Source organism: Enterococcus dongliensis, assembly GCF_031927985.1.
GTDB classification, from domain to species: domain Bacteria; phylum Bacillota; class Bacilli; order Lactobacillales; family Enterococcaceae; genus Enterococcus_A; species Enterococcus_A dongliensis.
In genome coordinates this window covers 147,949-164,796 of record NZ_JARPZC010000003.1, presented here as the reverse complement: position 1 = coordinate 164,796, position 16,848 = coordinate 147,949, and the positions used below count along the sequence as shown (strand labels likewise).

Below are 16,848 nucleotides of genomic sequence, written 5' to 3'. Positions count from 1 at the left end.
AAGTGACTAGACGAAATTCTTTCTTTCCAGTCGTTTTGATTCTCCTGTTGCTCGCGATGTTGCTGTCTTTGCGCTATGGTGCCGTTACGAGTAAATGGTCAGATGTTACTCATGCGTTGTTGCATTTTGATTCTAGTAATCAAGGAGAACAGTTGATTCGTTACTTACGCTTGCCGAGAATGTTAGGAGCTGTTTTAGTCGGTGCTGCTTTTGCGATTTCTGGGGCATTGATTCAAGGAATTACTTCTAATCCGATTGCAGACTCTGGACTTTTAGGAATCAATTCAGGAGCTGGACTAGGATTGGCGCTAGTTTTTGCTCTTACTACCAATCCATCACCGACGATGGGGGTAATAGGCTCATTTTTAGGAGCCTCAATCTCAGTTTTATTGATTTATTTTGTTTCAACACGCGTGTCTTTTGGTTTATCACCGATTCGGATCGTTTTATTAGGAGCGGCATTGAGTTCTTTTTTTGCTGCGATCAGTCAAAGCATTAGTTTGTTGTTTGATTTGAATCAAGACGTCACTTTTTGGTTTGTAGGTGGCACCGCAAATCTTACTTGGAACCAACTGCAGACGATCTCTCCATTGATCGTATTAGGTATCATTGGGGCATGTTTGATTAGTCCACAAGTTACTTTACTAAGTATGGGAGATGAGACGGCGATTTCATTAGGGAAAAATCCTAACCGTATTCGTCAATTGAGCATGATTTTGGTATTGTTGCTAGCTGGAAGTTCGGTGGCTTTAGTAGGGACAATCAGTTTTATTGGATTGATGGTTCCCCACGTCGTTCGTTTTTTTGTGGGCCATGATTATCGTTATGTGATTCTTGCTTCAGGCTTTTTTGGCGCCTTGTTTTTTGTTGTAGCAGACATTGCTTCTCGCTTGATCGCACCACCTCTAGAAACACCGACGGGAGTTATTATCACGCTGATTGGGGTCCCGTTTTTACTTCTACAAATTAGGAAGGGAAGCTTATGAGGAAAAAAATAGGTTGGCTGAGTTTGCTTTTCTTACTAATAATCGGCGCATCACTTAGTTTGACAGTAGGTTCGATCCCATTGACGTTCAACGATCTGATTCATGTTTTCCAAGGAACTGCTAAAACGAGTCAACAATTGATTGTATTTGATTTTCGAGTTCCTCGTTTACTTGTTTCGATATTAGCTGGCATGGGTCTAGCGGTGTCAGGATATTTATTCCAGACGATTACGCATAATGATTTAGCAGATCCAGGGATCTTAGGCATCAATGCCGGAGCAGGACTGACTGTTTTGATTTATTTAGGTTTTTTTGCTAGAGGTGAAAGTAGTTGGTATTTGCCACTGATTGCTTGTGCAGGCAGCTTTATTGCAACGGCTTTGGTTTATTACTTTGGTCGACAAGCAGAAAGAATTACACCGAATCGCTTGTTGCTAGCAGGCGTCGCAGTAAATGCAGGAATCTCTGCTTTGACACTGATAGGAACGATTCGAGTGTCTAGGGACAACTATCAATTTGTCACATCTTGGCTCGCCGGAACAATTTGGGGAACAACGCAAGATCATGTTTGGCTATTGCTTCCATGGTTAGTTTTTCTATTACCATTGATCTTATTAAGAGGTCGTTCATTAGAAGTATTAGAATTAGGCGATGAGATAGCAGTTGGTCTGGGTATAAAGTTAAAGCGGACACAATTATTCTTTTTAATCTGCGCAGTTTGTTTAGCAGCAGTAAGTGTCTCGATTGCTGGAAGTATCAGTTTTATCGGTCTGATCGCACCGCACATCGCGCGTCAATTAACAGGACGAAAAAACAATCAGACGCTAGTAATGTCAGCTTTGATCGGTGGTATTTTATTATTGTTTAGTGACATCTTGGCACGGGTCATCTTGCCAGATGGTGAAATGGCAGCTGGAATAATTGTTTCACTAATTGGCGCACCATATTTTATTTTTCAATTGATGAAAAAAAATAGATGATCCACGTATCTAAGCTAAGTGCGAGCGAAAAAATTTTTAGTTAGTTTCTAGTGATTTTGTTAAGGGGGAGTCACCCCCTTTTTATTTTGTATCGATTTTGTTAGTATTTCTAATAAGAAGGTGATTAGATGGAAAAACAAGAACTTCGACAATTAGCGATTACTCGGTTACAAAAAATTGCTGGGAGCGAAAAAAGACGAATACAAGTCGAGATTATTCTCGATAAATTTTTTAAAAGTGCTACATGGAACAATGCAACTAGTATTGGTGTAACAATGGCAACATCCTTTGAATTTCCTACGTCTTTGTTGATTCAACGAGCGTTTGAAGCAGGGAAAAAAGTAGCTGTTCCAAAATCGATGCCAAAAGGGAAACTGGTCTTTCATTGGGTCGATCCGGATACCGCATTTTCTACAACGAGGTTTGGAGTGGAAGAGCCTACAATCGAAGCTATCGCACCAGCTGATGAACTAGATCTATTGATTGTTCCTGGTTTAGTATTTAAGCGTTCAGGTTATCGGATTGGTTTTGGTGGCGGTTATTATGATCGTTACTTGGCAAATTATCATGGCAAGACTTGCAGTCTGGTCTTTGCCGAACAGCTGATGGAAGATTGGCAGACGGAAGCATTTGATCAACAGATTCAACAATTATTTCTTTCTTAGTCAGCATTTTTTGTTCTAGCTGGGAATAATGAGAATCACTAGAAGAAAGAGGTAACTGTATGAGAAAAGATCAGCCATATGTAATGTATACTCTTTTTGCAATCAATACATTCATTTTTTTGCTGCAATATTTATTACCAGGATTATCGATTGAGAACCATTTAGGGATGTTTTCGCCAGCAGTTATTTGGCAGCATCAGTATTGGCGGTTTATCACACCGATGTTTATTCATTTTGGTCTGATGCATTTTGCGTTAAATGGTGTGGTCTTATACTATATGGGACAACAATGTGAAGCGATTTTTGGTCATTGGCGCTTTGCACTTGTGTATTTATTGAGTGGTGTGATGGGAAATTTCGCTAGTTTTGCATTCAATCAGCCAACAACGCTATCAGGCGGTGCTAGTACAGCAATTTTTGGGTTATTTGGTGCTTTTTTAGTAGTCGGTCTGCACTACCGAGATAATGGTGCTATCCAAGCTTTGACGCGTCAATTTGCTCTGTTTATTGTGATGAATCTAGTTTTTGGCTTATTTGATTCTACGATTGATATTTGGGGGCATTTAGGAGGAATTATCGGTGGAGCCTTATCTGGTTGGGCAGTAGCTGTTCCTTATGGAAAAGATCGCTTCTCACTACGAGCACGGATTACATCTGTCTTATTTTTTATTTTCGTAATCGTCTTATTCGTCTTTTTTGGGTTAAGAAAATTTAGTATGTATCAATGAGCGCGGACAGCAACGTCCGCTTTTTTAGTGAAGGAGCAAAAAATGCGATATGTAGCGTTGTTTAGAGGAATCAATGTTGGTGGTAAAAACCGTATTAAAATGCAGGAATTAAAAGAACTATTTATCGAATTGGGTTTCACGGATGTTCGCAGTTACATTCAAAGTGGGAATATTTTGTTTACAACGGATCGGCAGCTAACGGACTTTTCAGCTGAAGTAGAAGCGGCATTTGAAAAACGGTTTGCTTTTTTTGTGCCGATTCTCTATCGAACGAAAGCTGAAATGATCGGCGTAAGAGATCGTTTGCCGTTTACTCAAGAGAAGGTTGCAGAAGTTGAAAAGAAAGACCCTAAGATTTCTCATCTGTATGTTTATTTTTCAGCCGACCAGCTGATCCAACAAGAACTTTCAGCTTTGGGAGAATGGGCAGTCGTAGCCGAGAAAGATATTTACTATCTTGCTGAGCAAAGTATTCGTTTTTCTAAATTGACGACAAAGATCAATCAGCTGTCTAAAGGATTGACTGCACGTAATTGGAAAACAGTTACTAGATTGATTGCACTATTAGAAGAGTAAGCTCATACAAGTTGCGTCTGTTCAGCTGATACTATACACTATCAAATGGATGAAAAGGCTATTTTTTTAAAATAAATCAGGAAATAAAAAATTGGACTATAAAAAAATTATTTTTTTCTGTATAATATTAGGGATGTGGTTTAATGAAAAGTTTGTATGATGTGCAGCAACTACTCAAACAATTTGGTATTTATGTTTACGTTGGAAAGCGAATCTATGATATTGAATTGATGCAGATCGAATTGAAAAATTTATATGAGAGCCGTGTAATTGATCGGGATACTTATTTGCAGGGTTGGGGCATTTTAAAACGAGAACATCACATTGAAGAAAGTCGAGAAGGTGACTAGAGTGGATAAAAAATTATTAGGTATTGATTTAGGCGGGACAACCGTGAAATTTGCTATTTTGACTGAATCAGGTGAAATTCAGCAAAAATGGAGTATTGAAACGAATATTTTAGACGATGGTTCACATATCGTGCCAGATATTATTGATTCAATCAACCATCATTTGTCGTTGTATGATATGAAACCAGAACAATTTATCGGGATCGGGATGGGAACACCAGGTAGTGTCGACATCGAAGCAGGGACTGTCATTGGAGCCTATAACTTAAATTGGACGAAGTTGCAACAAGTCAAAAAAGAAATCGAAAAAGGAACGAACATCAAATTCAGTATTGATAATGATGCCAATGTCGCAGCTTTGGGCGAACGTTGGAAAGGTGCTGGAGAAAACGAAGCTGACGTTATCTTTATGACTTTAGGAACTGGTGTCGGCGGCGGAATCGTTATGAACGGACGATTGCTTCATGGAGCAGCCGGTTGTGCAGGTGAAATTGGACATGTGACTGTGGACCCAACAGGTTTTGAATGTACTTGTGGAAAACGGGGCTGTTTAGAAACTGTGGCTAGTGCGACAGGTGTCGTTCGAGTAGCTCGTCAGTTAGCAGAAGAATATGCAGGAAATTCAACATTAAAGGCACGTTTAGATAACGGGGAAGACATTACAAGTAAAGATATTTTTGAGCTAGCAGAAAATGATGGCGATGACCTAGCATTAATGGTAGTAGATAAAGTGACCTTCTACCTAGGCTTAGCTTGCGGTAACCTTGGAAATACCTTGAACCCATCAACGATCGTAATTGGCGGGGGTGTCTCAGCAGCAGGTGAATTCTTGCGTAGCCGTGTTGAAAAATACTTTAAAGAATTTACTTTCCCGCAAGTTCGTGAAAGTACTAAAGTTAAACTAGCAGAGTTAGGAAATGAAGCTGGTGTAATCGGGGCGGCTTCATTGGCTAAATAGATCAGAAATAAGAGAGGAATCAAGTCATGTCAATTTGGTGGAAAATTAATATTGTACTAATTTCGGTCATTGTTCTGTTTGGGTTGTATGAACTGGTCATGCGGATCATGATGAAACGCTCGGCAAAGGTCATTACACAAGAAGAATTTCAAGCAGGGATGCGTAAGGCGCAAATCATCGATGTTCGCGAACGTGATGAATTCAATGCAAAACATATTTTAGGAGCGCGTAGTTTCCCGTTTAGTATGTTGAAAGAATCTATCGGTTCTTTACGCAAAGATCAACCAATCTATATTTATGATCACAACAAGGCACTTAGCGCTCGTGCAGCCAATATGCTACGTAAAAAAGGTTACAAAGATCTGTATATTCTTAAAGGCGGTATCCAAGAATGGACAGGAAAAGTAAAACAAAAGAAGATTGATTAATTTTTACGGCTAGCTAATTGTCTAGCCGTTTTTTTTTTACTAGTGCTCAATCAGGCAGGATAGTCGAGTCTGGTTGAATATTTTTGAAAATGGGTGTGTAACTAGGGATTGGTTACAATAACGTCAGCAAAGAACTAATAAATTATTGGGATTTTTGGTGAGTAAGCCAGTAATTAAAAAAGAATCTGTTTTGTGAGATTTGACGAGCTATTAAATAACCTTTATTATGAAAGTTGAAAACTTTTGTAAAGTACAATAATTGATAAGAAATAGGAGCTAATTAGTTATGAGTATAAAATTAGTGGCCATCGATTTAGATGGGACATTGTTGAACGATCATCATGAGATTAATTTACCTGTCGTTGAAAGTATTAAAGCTGCTCGTGCGGCAGGAGTTTATGTGGTTCTTTCCACAGGACGTCCGTTATCAGGAACCAAGGCACAATTAGAGGTGTTGGGTTTGACGAATGCAGATGATTACATCATTACTTATAACGGCGCATTAGTTTTAAATACGAAAACTTGGGATATTGTAGCAGAACATAGTATGACGCGGGAGAATTATCTTGAGATCGATCATTTAGCAAGATTGTTAGATGTCCATTTGCACGTTGCAGATAAAAAAGCGATGTATACAGCCAATCGTGACATCAGCCCTTACACAGTGGTGGAATCTTATTTGGTAAATATGCCTTTGCATTATCGAACACCTGAAGAAATCGCAGAGAACATCACAGCTGTTAAGATGATGATGATTGATGAACCAGAAATTTTAAGTGCTGCCTTCAAAAAGATCCCTGCAGAATATTTCGAAAAATATACACTTGTTCGCAGTTCACCTTATTTCTTGGAAGTTTTGAATCCAAATGCCAGCAAAGGGCTGGCATTAAAAGAACTGAGTGAGCATCTAGGTATCCAACAATCCGAAGTGATGGCAATCGGAGATGCGGAAAATGATCTATCAATGATTGAATTTGCTGGTACTGGTGTAGCGATGGGAAATGCTAGTGAAATGATCAAATCAGCTGCCACTCATACAGTAGCAACGAATTTAGAAGACGGTGTAAAAGAAGCCTTTGAACGCTGGGTATTAAATTAATTTCTAAGCTTTTGCTGAATCTTCATCAGAAGCTTTTTTTGATTGCTTATTCTGTGATTATTCTCTACTCTTAAGATAAGGATGTATCAAAAACGGAGAATGTATATGAAAAAAATTGCAATTGTTGGAGCAGGTCCTTATGGATTGATCGCATTAGATCGGTTGATTAAACAGGCTCCTTGTGAAAAAATTGAGCTACTCGTATTTGATCCTGCTGGTCCTGGAGGAGAGGTTTGGCGTAAAGAACAAAGTGATCAAGTAATTATGAACACGGTTATGCAACATGTCACCTTATTTTCAGAAGAGGAAGGACCAAGCTTAGCCGAGTGGAGTCAGACAGAAGCCGTGAAATTTTTATCTACTTTCGCTGAGGGGGACTCGTTTTTATCAGAGACGAAATTAGGGAAAAATGATTACTGTCAGCGTCGGTATTATGGTGTTTATCAATGTTGGTTTTTTAAACAATTAACTGAGCAGTTACCGACAAATATCACAGTCTCTTTAATCAAAGAAGCAGTCATCGATCTGACTGTGACAAAAGAATGTATCTTGATCCAAGCGTCAGATATTCATCAAGTTACGGATGTAATTTTAGCAACAGGACATTCGCCTAACTATTTTATAGAAGGAAAAAATAACGAAGATTACGCTAAAAAACATGAACTTTTTTACCAGGGACCGGGGAATCCATCTGATACGCCGCTTGAAAAAATACTCGCTACGGATACTGTGATTATTCGAGGAGTGGGGTTGAGTTTTTTTGATTATTTGGCATTGTTTGTTGATAAATGGGGTGGTCGATTCAGTGAAGAAAATAATCATCTGAACTACCTTCCGTCAGGTAATGAACAGACCTTGATCGTGGGATCGGGCAGAGGATTGCCGTATCATACACGACCTAAAAATCAAAAAAGGCCTAGCGAAGATGCTCAGCCGCAAATTTTGACTAATGAATTTATGAATCAGTTTAACGGCAGTGCCCAAGAATTATTTGATCTATTGAGAAAAGAAGCTGAATTGGTTTATTATCAAAAAAAATTGGCAGATACAAAAATAAATATGCCGCAATTTTTAGCAGATTACCGTATAGGTGAGCGTGAGATTATTTTGGATAAATACCAGATTCCTGTAGAGGATCGTTTGGACTGGTCAGTACTTTTTGATCCAGCAAAAAAAGTTGCTCCACAAGACTTTCCTGAATTTGTCCAAAGGTACTTAAAAAAAGATATCGAAGCAGCAGCATTAGGGAATAAAACTGGAGCAATAGCAAGCGCAACCGATACGTATAAAGAAATACAAGCCCCGTTGCATGCTATGTTGGATCAAGAAAAATTTACGCCTAAAGAATATTTGGAAGATTTCTTTGGCACATTCAAACGCAACTATAATTTTTTGACTGTCGGTGCACCAATCATTCGGCAAAAACAATTACTAGCATTGATCGAAGCTGGCGTAGTCAAATTTTTAGCTCCTGAAATGATGGTAGAAAGAATAGACGGACAGTTTTTAGCTTATAGCAAAAAAAATCCAAGCCGTTCTTTTTTCAGTAAAAATTTGATTGAGGCTCGTTTGTCTGCAACCGGTTTGGAACACACGAAAAATCCTTTATTGATTCGGATGCGTGAAAAAGGTTATATTGTTCCGCATTACTTGATTATTGAGGGGAAAAAACAGCTGACTGGGGCCATCCGAGTGAATCGTAAGACACATCAACTGATTGCTCAAGATGGACAGATTTTGCCGCATATATATTGTTACGGTCTCCCATTGGAAGGACTTGATTGGCTGAATGCTACTTCACCGCGACCTAAAAGTAAAGATCGAATCTTTTATTTAGCAAATCAAATGGTTCAAACAATTTATCGTTAAAAAAAGAAAGCCAGATGGCTTTCTTTTTTTAACGAGCGATTCGTTTTCTGCGGGCTTTTTTACGATTTTCATCGATTTTGGAATCTCTTTCTTCGATTGGATCGATTACTTTCTTTTTCACACCCATTACTACGCCGGCAACGACTGCTGCTGCAGTCAAAGTACCAGTAACGAATCCTGAAGCAAATTTACGCATCGTTTCATCACTCCTTTCTCAAGTGTAAAAAATGTATTTTCTAATGAAAAATACATTTACTCTAAAGTCATTTTATAACGGTGAGATTTGCAAAAATAAATGCATTACCTACCTGATACTCTCATTATGAAGCAAAAATCCAAAAATGAAAAGTTTAATGAATGGGAAAACTACTTGCATTTATTTAGTAAACAAATTATAATTTGTTTACTAAATAAATGTGACGGGAGAAAATCAAATGGCAATTTTAGTTCTAGGCGGTGCTGGATATATTGGTTCTCACACAGTCGATAAATTAATTTCTCAAAATTATGAAGTGGTCGTAGTTGATAATCTATTAACTGGCCATCGCGGTGCAATCCACTCCAAGGCTAAATTTTATGAAGGCGATTGTCGCGATAAAACTTTTCTGATGGATGTTTTTGAAAAAGAATCGATTGAGGGAGTCGTTCATTTTGCTGCTAGCTCATTAATTGGAGAGTCTGTTGAAAAGCCATTAAAATACTTCAATAATAATGTTGTTGGTATGGAAAATTTATTAGAAGTCATGGAAGAATTTGATGTAAAACATATCGTTTTTTCTTCGACTGCAGCAACTTATGGAGAACCAGGAATTTCTCCAATCACAGAAGAAGTAGCTACAAATCCCACAAATCCATATGGTGAAAGCAAATTAATGATGGAAAAAATGATGAAATGGTGTGATAACGCCTATGATATGCGTTATGTCGCGTTGCGCTATTTCAATGTAGCCGGAGCAAAAGCAGATGCAAGCATTGGTGAAGATCACGATCCGGAGACCCATTTAGTACCGATTATTTTACAAGTAGCATTAGGTCAAAGAGATCAGCTGACAATTTTCGGAGATGATTATGACACGTTGGATGGAACTTGTGTCCGTGATTATGTTCAAGTAGAAGATTTAGCTGCTGCTCATATTCTTGCTTTAGACTATTTAAAAGCAGGCAATCCGAGCGACTTTTTTAATCTTGGTTCAAATAATGGCTACTCAGTGAAAGAAATGTTGGATGCGGCTCGCAAAGTAACTGGTAAAGCAATTCCAGCTAAAATCGGTCCGCGTCGTGCAGGTGATCCAAGCCATTTAGTTGCGTCAAGTGAAAAAGTAAAAGCAACTTTAGGCTGGGAACCAGAATATACTGATATCGAAGCAATCATTGAAACAGCGTGGAATTGGCATGTAAGTCATCCACATGGTTATGAAGAATAAGGAGGAAATCGACGTGTCGATTAGTCAAACAGTCAGAGATTTCATTACACTAGCTATCCAATCAGGCGGATGGATGGAAATGGATCGCTTATATCTAGAAAATCGAGTGCTCGCAATGATTGGAGAAGAAAGATTAGCAAAAAATGAAGTTCGTGCGGTAACTGAATCGGCAGTTGAACTGGTGGAACAACTTTTGCAACAGGCACAAAAAAATCAAGTGATTACAGATATTCTAGCAGAAAAAGAGCTATTAGAAGCTCAATTGATGGATCTACTAACGCCGCCACCATCGGTAGTAAATGCGTATTTTGCCCAATATTATTCAAAAGATCCAATCCAAGCAACGGATTATTTTTTCCAACTGTGTAAAGACAATGATTATATCAAAACACGCGAGATTGCTCGCAATGTTTTCTTTCCGGTTGAAACAGCGTACGGTCAGTTAGAAATCACAATCAATCTTTCAAAACCAGAAAAAGATCCAAAGCAGATTGCGGCAGAACGTGAAGCAGTCCAAGTCGATTATCCGAAGTGTTTATTGTGTATGGAAAATGAAGGATATAAAGGACGGATGAATTATCCGGCACGGAGCAATCATCGAATCATTCGCATGAATCTTGATGGAGAAAGTTGGGGTTTTCAATACTCCCCGTATGCATATTACAATGAACACTGTATTATTTTATCGGAAGAACATCGTCCAATGAAAATAACTAAGGCAACCTTTCAACGTTTATTGAAGATTACAGAAGTGCTTCCGCATTATTTTGTTGGCTCCAATGCTGATTTACCAATCGTTGGAGGTTCGATTCTTTCACATGATCATTATCAGGGCGGACGCCACACATTTCCGATGGCTGTAGCTGAGATAGAACATTCTTTTACGTTGCAAGGATTTCCTGATATCACTGCAGGCATCGTGAAGTGGCCCATGTCAGTGATCCGTCTACAAGGGAAGAAGCAAAATGAGTTGGTTGCTGCAGCAGATCATATCTTAAAAAAATGGCAGACGTATTCAGATGAAGCTTTACAAATTATTGCTCAAACACCAGACGGAACTGCACATCATACAATCACACCGATTGCTCGGCGAAAAGATGGCCTATTTGAATTAGACCTAGTCTTGCGTGATAATAATGTTTCAGCTGAATTTCCAGATGGGATTTTTCATCCGCATCCGGATGTTCAACATATCAAAAAAGAAAATATTGGTTTGATTGAAGTGATGGGACTAGCTATCTTACCGCCTCGATTAGCCTCAGAATTAAACGAAGTAGAACAATACTTATTAGGCAATGAGAACACAATTGCGGACTATCATGTGAAGTGGGCAGAACAATTAAAACAAGATCAGCAGATTACAGACGAAAATGTGACGCAAGTCGTACAAAAAGCAGTTGGAACAGTTTTTGCTCGTGTGTTGGAGGATGCAGGAGTTTTCAAACGTAATGAACAAGGACAAGCAGGCTTTATGCGATTTATTCACACTTTGTAGAAAGGGGCAGCGATGGCAACTATTCGAGATATTGCAAAGCTGGCTGGCGTTTCGCCCGCAACAGTTTCGCGTGTACTGAATTATGATCAAGAACTGTCTGTTGCTCAAGAAACAAAGCAACGTATCTTCGAAATGGCAGAAAAATTGAATTACACCAAACATAAGCGAGTGAATAAAAGTGGGAAAGCAGTAATCCGACTTGTTCAATGGTACGATGAAGCAGAAGAATTAGCTGATTTATACTATTTATCGATTCGTTTAGGAATTGAGAAAAAAGCAGAAGAATTGCACATTGATATCCAACGAGAAACTTTGGCTGAATTATCAGATAGTCAAGTCAGTGGGACGATCGCTTTAGGAAAATTTGATGCAAAACAAATTCGCCAATTAAGACAATACGAGGAAAATTTATTATTGGTTGATTTTGATGGCATGAAGATGGGAATTGATTCACTAGTAGTCGATTTCGATCAAAGTATGGATCTAGTGATTGATCATTTTATTCAACATGGTCACAAAAAAATCGGGATTCTCTCAGGAAAAGAAAAGACTAAACATAATCTGCAACCAATCGAGGATCCGCGGTTAGCAGTCTTTAAACAAAAAATGGAACAACTGAATCTTTATCGACCAGAATTTACTTTAACGGCTGCTTTTTCAATGGAAGCTGGAAAAAAAACAATGGCTCATTTTTTAGCGGATCAATCGGAACTGCCGGATGCATTATTTGCTTCAAGCGATGCGTTAGCAGTAGGTGCGATGCAAGCAATCCAAGAGGCAGGATTACAGATTCCGGCTGATATTTCAGTAATCGGGTTCAATGATGTCAGTGTGGCAAAATATGTGTCGCCGGCATTATCGACGATCAAAGTGGAAACGGAATGGATGGGTGAATTAGCTGTTTCGACGATAGTAGATTTGGCGAAAGAATTTTCTCCTGCCCCGCGGAAGATCATGCTGGGGACTAAGTTGATTGAACGAGATTCGACGCAATAAAAGAGCAGCAATCGCTGCTCTTTTTTTCATGGCTACTTGGAACAGTTAGTTGCTTAGGAAAAAAGAAATCTTTGATTAGTTAGTAGGAAAGCAAATATGGTTTGTGTTAAAATATGGCTATCTTAAATGCGAGGAAATGAACTTTTATGAAATTATTAGCGATGGATACATCCAATCAGACACTAGCCGTGGCAGTTTTAGAAGACGAACATGTACTAGCTCACTTTCAATTAAATCGAAAATTAAATCACAGCTTAACCTTGATGCCGACAATCGAAGCGGTGATGCAAGCAAGCGGGCTAAAACCAACTGATCTGGATCGAATCGTTGTAGCCAAAGGGCCTGGTTCTTATACTGGGATTCGTATAGCAGTGACAACTGCTAAGACATTGGCCCACACCCTAGGGATTGAATTGACAATGGTCTCTAGTTTAGCGGTGATTGCTGGAAATGTTCAAACAGATAAATTGATTGTTCCGGTGATGGACGCGCGAAGAAATAATGTATATGCAGGTGCGTATCGTTGGAAAGAACAACAGCTGGTAAATGTTTTAGCAGATCAGCACGTCGCATTATCCGAGTTATTGGACCAGATTGAACAACCAGCGATTTTCGTTGGTGAAATAAATAAATTTAAAGAACAAATCCAATCAGCCTTACCGGAAGCAGAAGTTTCTGAATTAGACGAAATCAATTTACCCAGCGGGATGATTCTAGGAAAATTTGGAAGGCAGGCAAAACCAATCGAGAATATTCATGGCGTCGTCCCAGAGTATTTAAAACGAGTAGAGGCAGAAGAAAAATGGCTGGAGACACATCACTCTGAGGACGATAACTATGTTGAAAAAATTTAGTGGATTAGTCAAAACAATTTTATATGGAAAGCAGTATCCCTTCGATGAAAAATCTATCGAATTACATGAGGAAGCATATTTATTGAGAAAAATTGTCGATCAAGACATCAAAGAGTTGATCGCGTTAGAACGAGATGTATACTTTGGTGAGACGCCCTGGACAAAAAGTGCTTTTCTTGCAGAAATCCATTCACCTATTCCCCATTTATATATTTGTATTGTAAGTAAGCAGGCACAAATTGCGGGATTTATTGGTAGCCGTTTAATTGGCAATGATACACACATCACTAATATCGCAGTAGGAACGGCTTTTCAAAATCGTGGAATCGGTAAGCTGTTAATTGACGAAGTAGAAAATTTCGCTATAATGAACGATTGTGAAACACTCTCTTTAGAAGTGCGAATCAGCAATACAGATGCCCAACGGTTGTATCGACGCTTGGGTTTTTCTGCTCGCAATATTCGGAAAAATTATTATACTGAGAACAATGAAGATGCGTTAGACATGATCAAACATTTGGAAGTGAGATAAGTTGGACGAATTAGCAGAAAAAATCTGGGCAATCAGTCAAGCTGCATATACTTACGATGCGCCTTGGAGTGTTGAACAGTTTGCTAGCGATATGCAGCTAGCCCATAGTCATTATTTTATTGAAGAAACAGCTGGCAAGGCGGCTTTTTTAGGATTCCATCAAGTGTGTGATGAAATCGAGATCACAAATATTGCGACCCAAATAAAAGGGCAAGGATTTGGCCAACAGTTGATGAACCGTTTGCTTGAATATGCAAAAGCACAACAAATAGCGAGTATTTTTTTAGAAGTACGTGCTTCGAATCAAGAGGCGCGTCTTTTTTATAAAAAGTTCGGTTTTTTAGAAATCGGTCGACGGAAAAATTATTATCAACATCCGCAAGAAGATGCGGTACTGATGTCTTTGAAAGTAGGAAAAGCAAATGAATGAAACAGAACTTATTTTGGCGATTGAAAGTAGCTGTGATGAAACAAGTGTCGCAGTTATTGAAAATGGCGAAACAATCTTATCTAATATTGTGGCGTCGCAGATCAAAAGTCATAAACGTTTTGGCGGTGTCGTGCCAGAAGTAGCGAGTCGCCACCACGTTGAACAGATTACAATCTGTATCGAAGAAGCACTGACAGAAGCAAATGTAACAGCTAAAGACCTTCGTGCTGTGGCGGTAACCTATGGTCCAGGACTTGTTGGGGCATTATTGATTGGTCTAAGTGCTGCAAAAGCTTTTGCTTGGGCAAATGATTTGCCGTTGTTACCGATCAATCATATGGCCGGACACATCTATGCCGCACGTTTAGTTGAACCATTAGAATTTCCTTTGATGGCTTTACTAGTTAGTGGTGGACATACTGAATTAGTTTACATGGAAAAAGATGGTTCATTTGAGATTATTGGAGAAACGCGTGATGATGCCGCAGGTGAAGCCTACGATAAAGTGGGTCGTGTCTTAGGCTTAAGTTATCCAAGCGGAAAAGAGATCGATACATTAGCACATCAAGGAACAGATACCTATAATTTTCCTCGTGCGATGATCAAAGAAGATAATTTCGATTTTAGTTTCAGTGGATTAAAAAGCGCGTTTATCAATTTGACCCATAATGCAGAACAACGTGGAGAAATTTTAGATCCAAACAATCTAGCGGCAAGTTTTCAAGCCAGTGTGATTGAGGTATTGGTTACTAAGACGATCCGAGCCTGTAAAACGTATCCGGTCAAACAATTGATCGTAGCAGGGGGAGTCGCTGCAAATCGTGGATTAAGAGAACAAATGACTAACGCCATCGAACAAGAGATCCCAAATGTACGATTGATTGTCCCCCCCGTACGCTTATGCGGAGACAATGCTGCGATGATTGGAGCGGCGGCCCATGTAGAATTACAAAAGCATCATTTTGCGAAAATGAGTTTAAATGCTGATCCAAGTTTAGCTTTTCAACATAACTAAGATGCTTAAAAATCAGATTGTAAGATAATTCAACTGCTTCCTCGGAAACTTTCGGGGGAGTTTTTTTAAAATAATTTTTAAAAAGGTTGCTACTTCTGATTTATTTCGTTATTATGAATAAAAATAAATAAAATTATGATAAATAGAATTAATATTCAAAACGGAGGTAGCGGAATGACGAATATTTTTCAAGGGAAAAGTTTTCTAAAAGAAATTGATTTCACTAAAGAAGAGCTTCTTTATCTAATTGATTTTTCAGCACACTTAAAAAAATTGAAACAACAAAATATCCCGCATAATTATTTAGCGGGAAAAAATATCGCATTGTTGTTTGAAAAAACTTCGACGCGAACGCGGGCGGCTTTTACGACAGCGGCCCTCGATCTCGGAGCACATCCTGAATATTTAGGCAAAAATGATATTCAATTAGGAAAAAAAGAATCGGTGGAAGACACGGCAAAAGTTTTAGGGAGTATGTTTGATGGAATTGAGTATCGCGGATTTTCCCAAGAGATTGTAGAAGCTTTGGCAACTCATTCAGGAGTGCCAGTCTGGAATGGATTAACCGATCAATGGCATCCGACTCAGATGCTGGCAGATTTTTTAACAATCAAGGAACATTTTGGGAAATTGGAAGGGCTGACTTTAGCTTATGTAGGAGATGGCCGCAACAATGTGGCAAATTCACTTTTGATTACCAGTGCGATTTTAGGGGTGAATATTTCCATCGTAACGCCTAAAGAACTTTATCCGGAACGAGAATTACTGACGATGGCAAAAAAATATGCGGATGCCGCAAAGTCAAAAATTTTAATCACAGAGGACATCGATCAAGGGGTGGAACAAGCAGATATTATTTATACCGATGTCTGGGTATCTATGGGAGAAGAAGCAGCTTATAAAGAACGGATTGATCTTTTGTTGCCATACCAAGTCAATTCAACATTGATGGCCAAGACTCATAAAGAGACGACAATCTTTTTGCATTGTTTGCCAGCTTTCCATGACCTTGAAACACAAGTTGCCGAAGAAATAAAAGCAACTTATGGTCTTGCTGAAATGGAAGTCACTGATGAAGTTTTTCGCAGTCCAAATGCGCTGCAGTTTCAGCAGGCAGAAAATCGAATGCACACAATCAAAGCAGTGATGGCAGCCACATTGGGTAATTTATTCATTCCCCATCCATAATAAAAAACTTTTCTTGACTAGTCAGATGAAGAAATTTCTGTTAGTATAATCCCAGATATTTATTTCATTGATGAAAAAGAGAAGTCTATGGTCTGTTTTACAGCGAGTTCGGGTAGATGGGAGCCGGATAAACAAAAATAGAGGGCGCACTTTTGAGATGAACCGGCAGCTACCGTTATAGTCTAAGTTGGTCGTTTTCGACAATAAGAGTGGTACCGCGGGAATTCTCGTCTCTGATGTATGTATACATCAGGGGCTTTTTTTTTCGAATTCTT

19 protein-coding genes are annotated in these 16,848 nt (G+C 38.9%); 18 read left to right on the top strand and 1 reads right to left on the bottom strand.

Features of this window, described 5'->3' with window-relative positions:
- Window positions 1-2: 2 nt before the first annotated feature.
- From P7D84_RS03790 to P7D84_RS03745, 10 genes are all read left to right on the top strand, one after another.
- Window positions 3-986 (top strand): FecCD family ABC transporter permease, encoded by a 984-nt coding sequence (locus P7D84_RS03790; RefSeq protein WP_311805078.1) that lies wholly within the window; start codon window positions 3-5, stop codon window positions 984-986.
- Window positions 983-1,966: a FecCD family ABC transporter permease gene (locus P7D84_RS03785; protein WP_311805077.1), complete on the top strand. Its 984-nt coding sequence runs from the start codon at window positions 983-985 to the stop codon at window positions 1,964-1,966. Before P7D84_RS03790 ends, P7D84_RS03785 begins: the two co-directional genes overlap by 4 nt.
- A 128-nt stretch (window positions 1,967-2,094) precedes the next feature.
- Complete coding sequence (locus P7D84_RS03780; RefSeq protein WP_311805075.1) at window positions 2,095-2,631, top strand: 5-formyltetrahydrofolate cyclo-ligase; 537 nt, start codon at window positions 2,095-2,097, stop codon at window positions 2,629-2,631.
- Between the two features lie 59 nt (window positions 2,632-2,690).
- Window positions 2,691-3,359 carry a rhomboid family intramembrane serine protease gene (locus P7D84_RS03775; RefSeq protein WP_311805074.1) on the top strand — a complete coding sequence of 223 codons (669 nt, stop codon included), beginning with the start codon at window positions 2,691-2,693 and terminating at the stop codon, window positions 3,357-3,359.
- A gap of 42 nt (window positions 3,360-3,401) precedes the next feature.
- Window positions 3,402-3,935: a DUF1697 domain-containing protein gene (locus P7D84_RS03770; protein WP_311805072.1), complete on the top strand. Its 534-nt coding sequence runs from the start codon at window positions 3,402-3,404 to the stop codon at window positions 3,933-3,935.
- Between the two features lie 143 nt (window positions 3,936-4,078).
- Window positions 4,079-4,285 carry a YqgQ family protein gene (locus P7D84_RS03765; RefSeq protein WP_311800120.1) on the top strand — a complete coding sequence of 69 codons (207 nt, stop codon included), beginning with the start codon at window positions 4,079-4,081 and terminating at the stop codon, window positions 4,283-4,285.
- 1 nt (window position 4,286) lies between these two features.
- Window positions 4,287-5,243, top strand: coding sequence for an ROK family glucokinase (locus P7D84_RS03760; RefSeq protein ID WP_311800119.1), 957 nt, complete (start codon window positions 4,287-4,289; stop codon window positions 5,241-5,243).
- A gap of 26 nt (window positions 5,244-5,269) precedes the next feature.
- Entirely contained in the window at window positions 5,270-5,671 is a 402-nt protein-coding gene (locus P7D84_RS03755) for a rhodanese-like domain-containing protein (RefSeq protein ID WP_311800118.1), read from the top strand.
- Window positions 5,672-5,957: 286 nt separating this feature from the next.
- Window positions 5,958-6,770, top strand: a complete 813-nt coding sequence (gene yidA, locus P7D84_RS03750) for a sugar-phosphatase (RefSeq protein ID WP_311805071.1) — start codon at window positions 5,958-5,960, stop codon at window positions 6,768-6,770.
- Between the two features lie 105 nt (window positions 6,771-6,875).
- Entirely contained in the window at window positions 6,876-8,639 is a 1,764-nt protein-coding gene (locus P7D84_RS03745) for an FAD/NAD(P)-binding protein (RefSeq protein WP_311805069.1), read from the top strand.
- Between the two features lie 28 nt (window positions 8,640-8,667).
- Here the strand turns inward: P7D84_RS03745 and P7D84_RS03740 are convergent, their stop codons facing one another.
- Window positions 8,668-8,835 (bottom strand): DUF3042 family protein, encoded by a 168-nt coding sequence (locus P7D84_RS03740; protein ID WP_311800115.1) that lies wholly within the window; start codon window positions 8,833-8,835, stop codon window positions 8,668-8,670.
- 238 nt (window positions 8,836-9,073) lie between these two features.
- Between P7D84_RS03740 and galE the strand changes: the two genes are divergently transcribed.
- The 8 genes from galE to argF all read left to right on the top strand — a co-directional run bounded on the left by galE (window position 9,074) and on the right by argF (window position 16,573).
- Window positions 9,074-10,063, top strand: coding sequence for a UDP-glucose 4-epimerase GalE (gene galE / locus P7D84_RS03735; protein WP_311805067.1), 990 nt, complete (start codon window positions 9,074-9,076; stop codon window positions 10,061-10,063).
- Window positions 10,064-10,076: 13 nt separating this feature from the next.
- A complete protein-coding gene (gene galT / locus P7D84_RS03730) occupies window positions 10,077-11,558 on the top strand; it encodes a UDP-glucose--hexose-1-phosphate uridylyltransferase (RefSeq protein WP_311805066.1) in 1,482 nt (493 codons plus the stop codon).
- Window positions 11,559-11,570: 12 nt separating this feature from the next.
- Entirely contained in the window at window positions 11,571-12,554 is a 984-nt protein-coding gene (locus P7D84_RS03725; protein WP_311805064.1) for a LacI family DNA-binding transcriptional regulator, read from the top strand.
- Window positions 12,555-12,700: 146 nt separating this feature from the next.
- Entirely contained in the window at window positions 12,701-13,408 is a 708-nt protein-coding gene (tsaB, locus tag P7D84_RS03720) for a tRNA (adenosine(37)-N6)-threonylcarbamoyltransferase complex dimerization subunit type 1 TsaB (RefSeq protein WP_311805062.1), read from the top strand.
- Window positions 13,392-13,940: a ribosomal protein S18-alanine N-acetyltransferase gene (rimI, locus tag P7D84_RS03715; protein ID WP_311800110.1), complete on the top strand. Its 549-nt coding sequence runs from the start codon at window positions 13,392-13,394 to the stop codon at window positions 13,938-13,940. Before tsaB ends, rimI (P7D84_RS03715) begins: the two co-directional genes overlap by 17 nt.
- Window position 13,941: 1 nt before the next feature.
- Window positions 13,942-14,370: a ribosomal protein S18-alanine N-acetyltransferase gene (gene rimI / locus P7D84_RS03710; protein WP_311800108.1), complete on the top strand. Its 429-nt coding sequence runs from the start codon at window positions 13,942-13,944 to the stop codon at window positions 14,368-14,370.
- The gene (tsaD, locus tag P7D84_RS03705; RefSeq protein ID WP_311800107.1) at window positions 14,363-15,385 is read left to right on the top strand and encodes a tRNA (adenosine(37)-N6)-threonylcarbamoyltransferase complex transferase subunit TsaD; all 1,023 of its coding nucleotides are present in this window, start codon (window positions 14,363-14,365) and stop codon (window positions 15,383-15,385) included. The genes rimI (P7D84_RS03710) and tsaD overlap by 8 nt, the downstream gene beginning before the upstream one ends.
- 174 nt (window positions 15,386-15,559) lie before the next feature.
- Window positions 15,560-16,573, top strand: coding sequence for an ornithine carbamoyltransferase (gene argF / locus P7D84_RS03700; protein ID WP_311805061.1), 1,014 nt, complete (start codon window positions 15,560-15,562; stop codon window positions 16,571-16,573).
- Window positions 16,574-16,848 lie beyond the last annotated feature (275 nt).

Bases quoted from the DNA above. Each gene is read 5' to 3' on its own strand.
- P7D84_RS03785 (WP_311805077.1), top strand. From the start codon at position 983: ATGAGGAAAAAAATAGGTTGGCTGAGTTTGCTTTTCTTACTAATAATC.
- yidA (WP_311805071.1), top strand. From the start codon at position 5,958: ATGAGTATAAAATTAGTGGCCATCGATTTAGATGGGACATTGTTGAAC.
- rimI (WP_311800110.1), top strand. From the start codon at position 13,392: ATGTTGAAAAAATTTAGTGGATTAGTCAAAACAATTTTATATGGAAAG.
- tsaB (WP_311805062.1), top strand. From the start codon at position 12,701: ATGAAATTATTAGCGATGGATACATCCAATCAGACACTAGCCGTGGCA.
- argF (WP_311805061.1), top strand. From the start codon at position 15,560: ATGACGAATATTTTTCAAGGGAAAAGTTTTCTAAAAGAAATTGATTTC.
- P7D84_RS03740 (WP_311800115.1), bottom strand. From the start codon at position 8,835: ATGCGTAAATTTGCTTCAGGATTCGTTACTGGTACTTTGACTGCAGCA.
- P7D84_RS03745 (WP_311805069.1), top strand. From the start codon at position 6,876: ATGAAAAAAATTGCAATTGTTGGAGCAGGTCCTTATGGATTGATCGCA.
- galE (WP_311805067.1), top strand. From the start codon at position 9,074: ATGGCAATTTTAGTTCTAGGCGGTGCTGGATATATTGGTTCTCACACA.
- P7D84_RS03765 (WP_311800120.1), top strand. From the start codon at position 4,079: ATGAAAAGTTTGTATGATGTGCAGCAACTACTCAAACAATTTGGTATT.
- P7D84_RS03775 (WP_311805074.1), top strand. From the start codon at position 2,691: ATGAGAAAAGATCAGCCATATGTAATGTATACTCTTTTTGCAATCAAT.
- P7D84_RS03780 (WP_311805075.1), top strand. From the start codon at position 2,095: ATGGAAAAACAAGAACTTCGACAATTAGCGATTACTCGGTTACAAAAA.
- P7D84_RS03770 (WP_311805072.1), top strand. From the start codon at position 3,402: ATGCGATATGTAGCGTTGTTTAGAGGAATCAATGTTGGTGGTAAAAAC.
- P7D84_RS03755 (WP_311800118.1), top strand. From the start codon at position 5,270: ATGTCAATTTGGTGGAAAATTAATATTGTACTAATTTCGGTCATTGTT.
- P7D84_RS03725 (WP_311805064.1), top strand. From the start codon at position 11,571: ATGGCAACTATTCGAGATATTGCAAAGCTGGCTGGCGTTTCGCCCGCA.
- tsaD (WP_311800107.1), top strand. From the start codon at position 14,363: ATGAATGAAACAGAACTTATTTTGGCGATTGAAAGTAGCTGTGATGAA.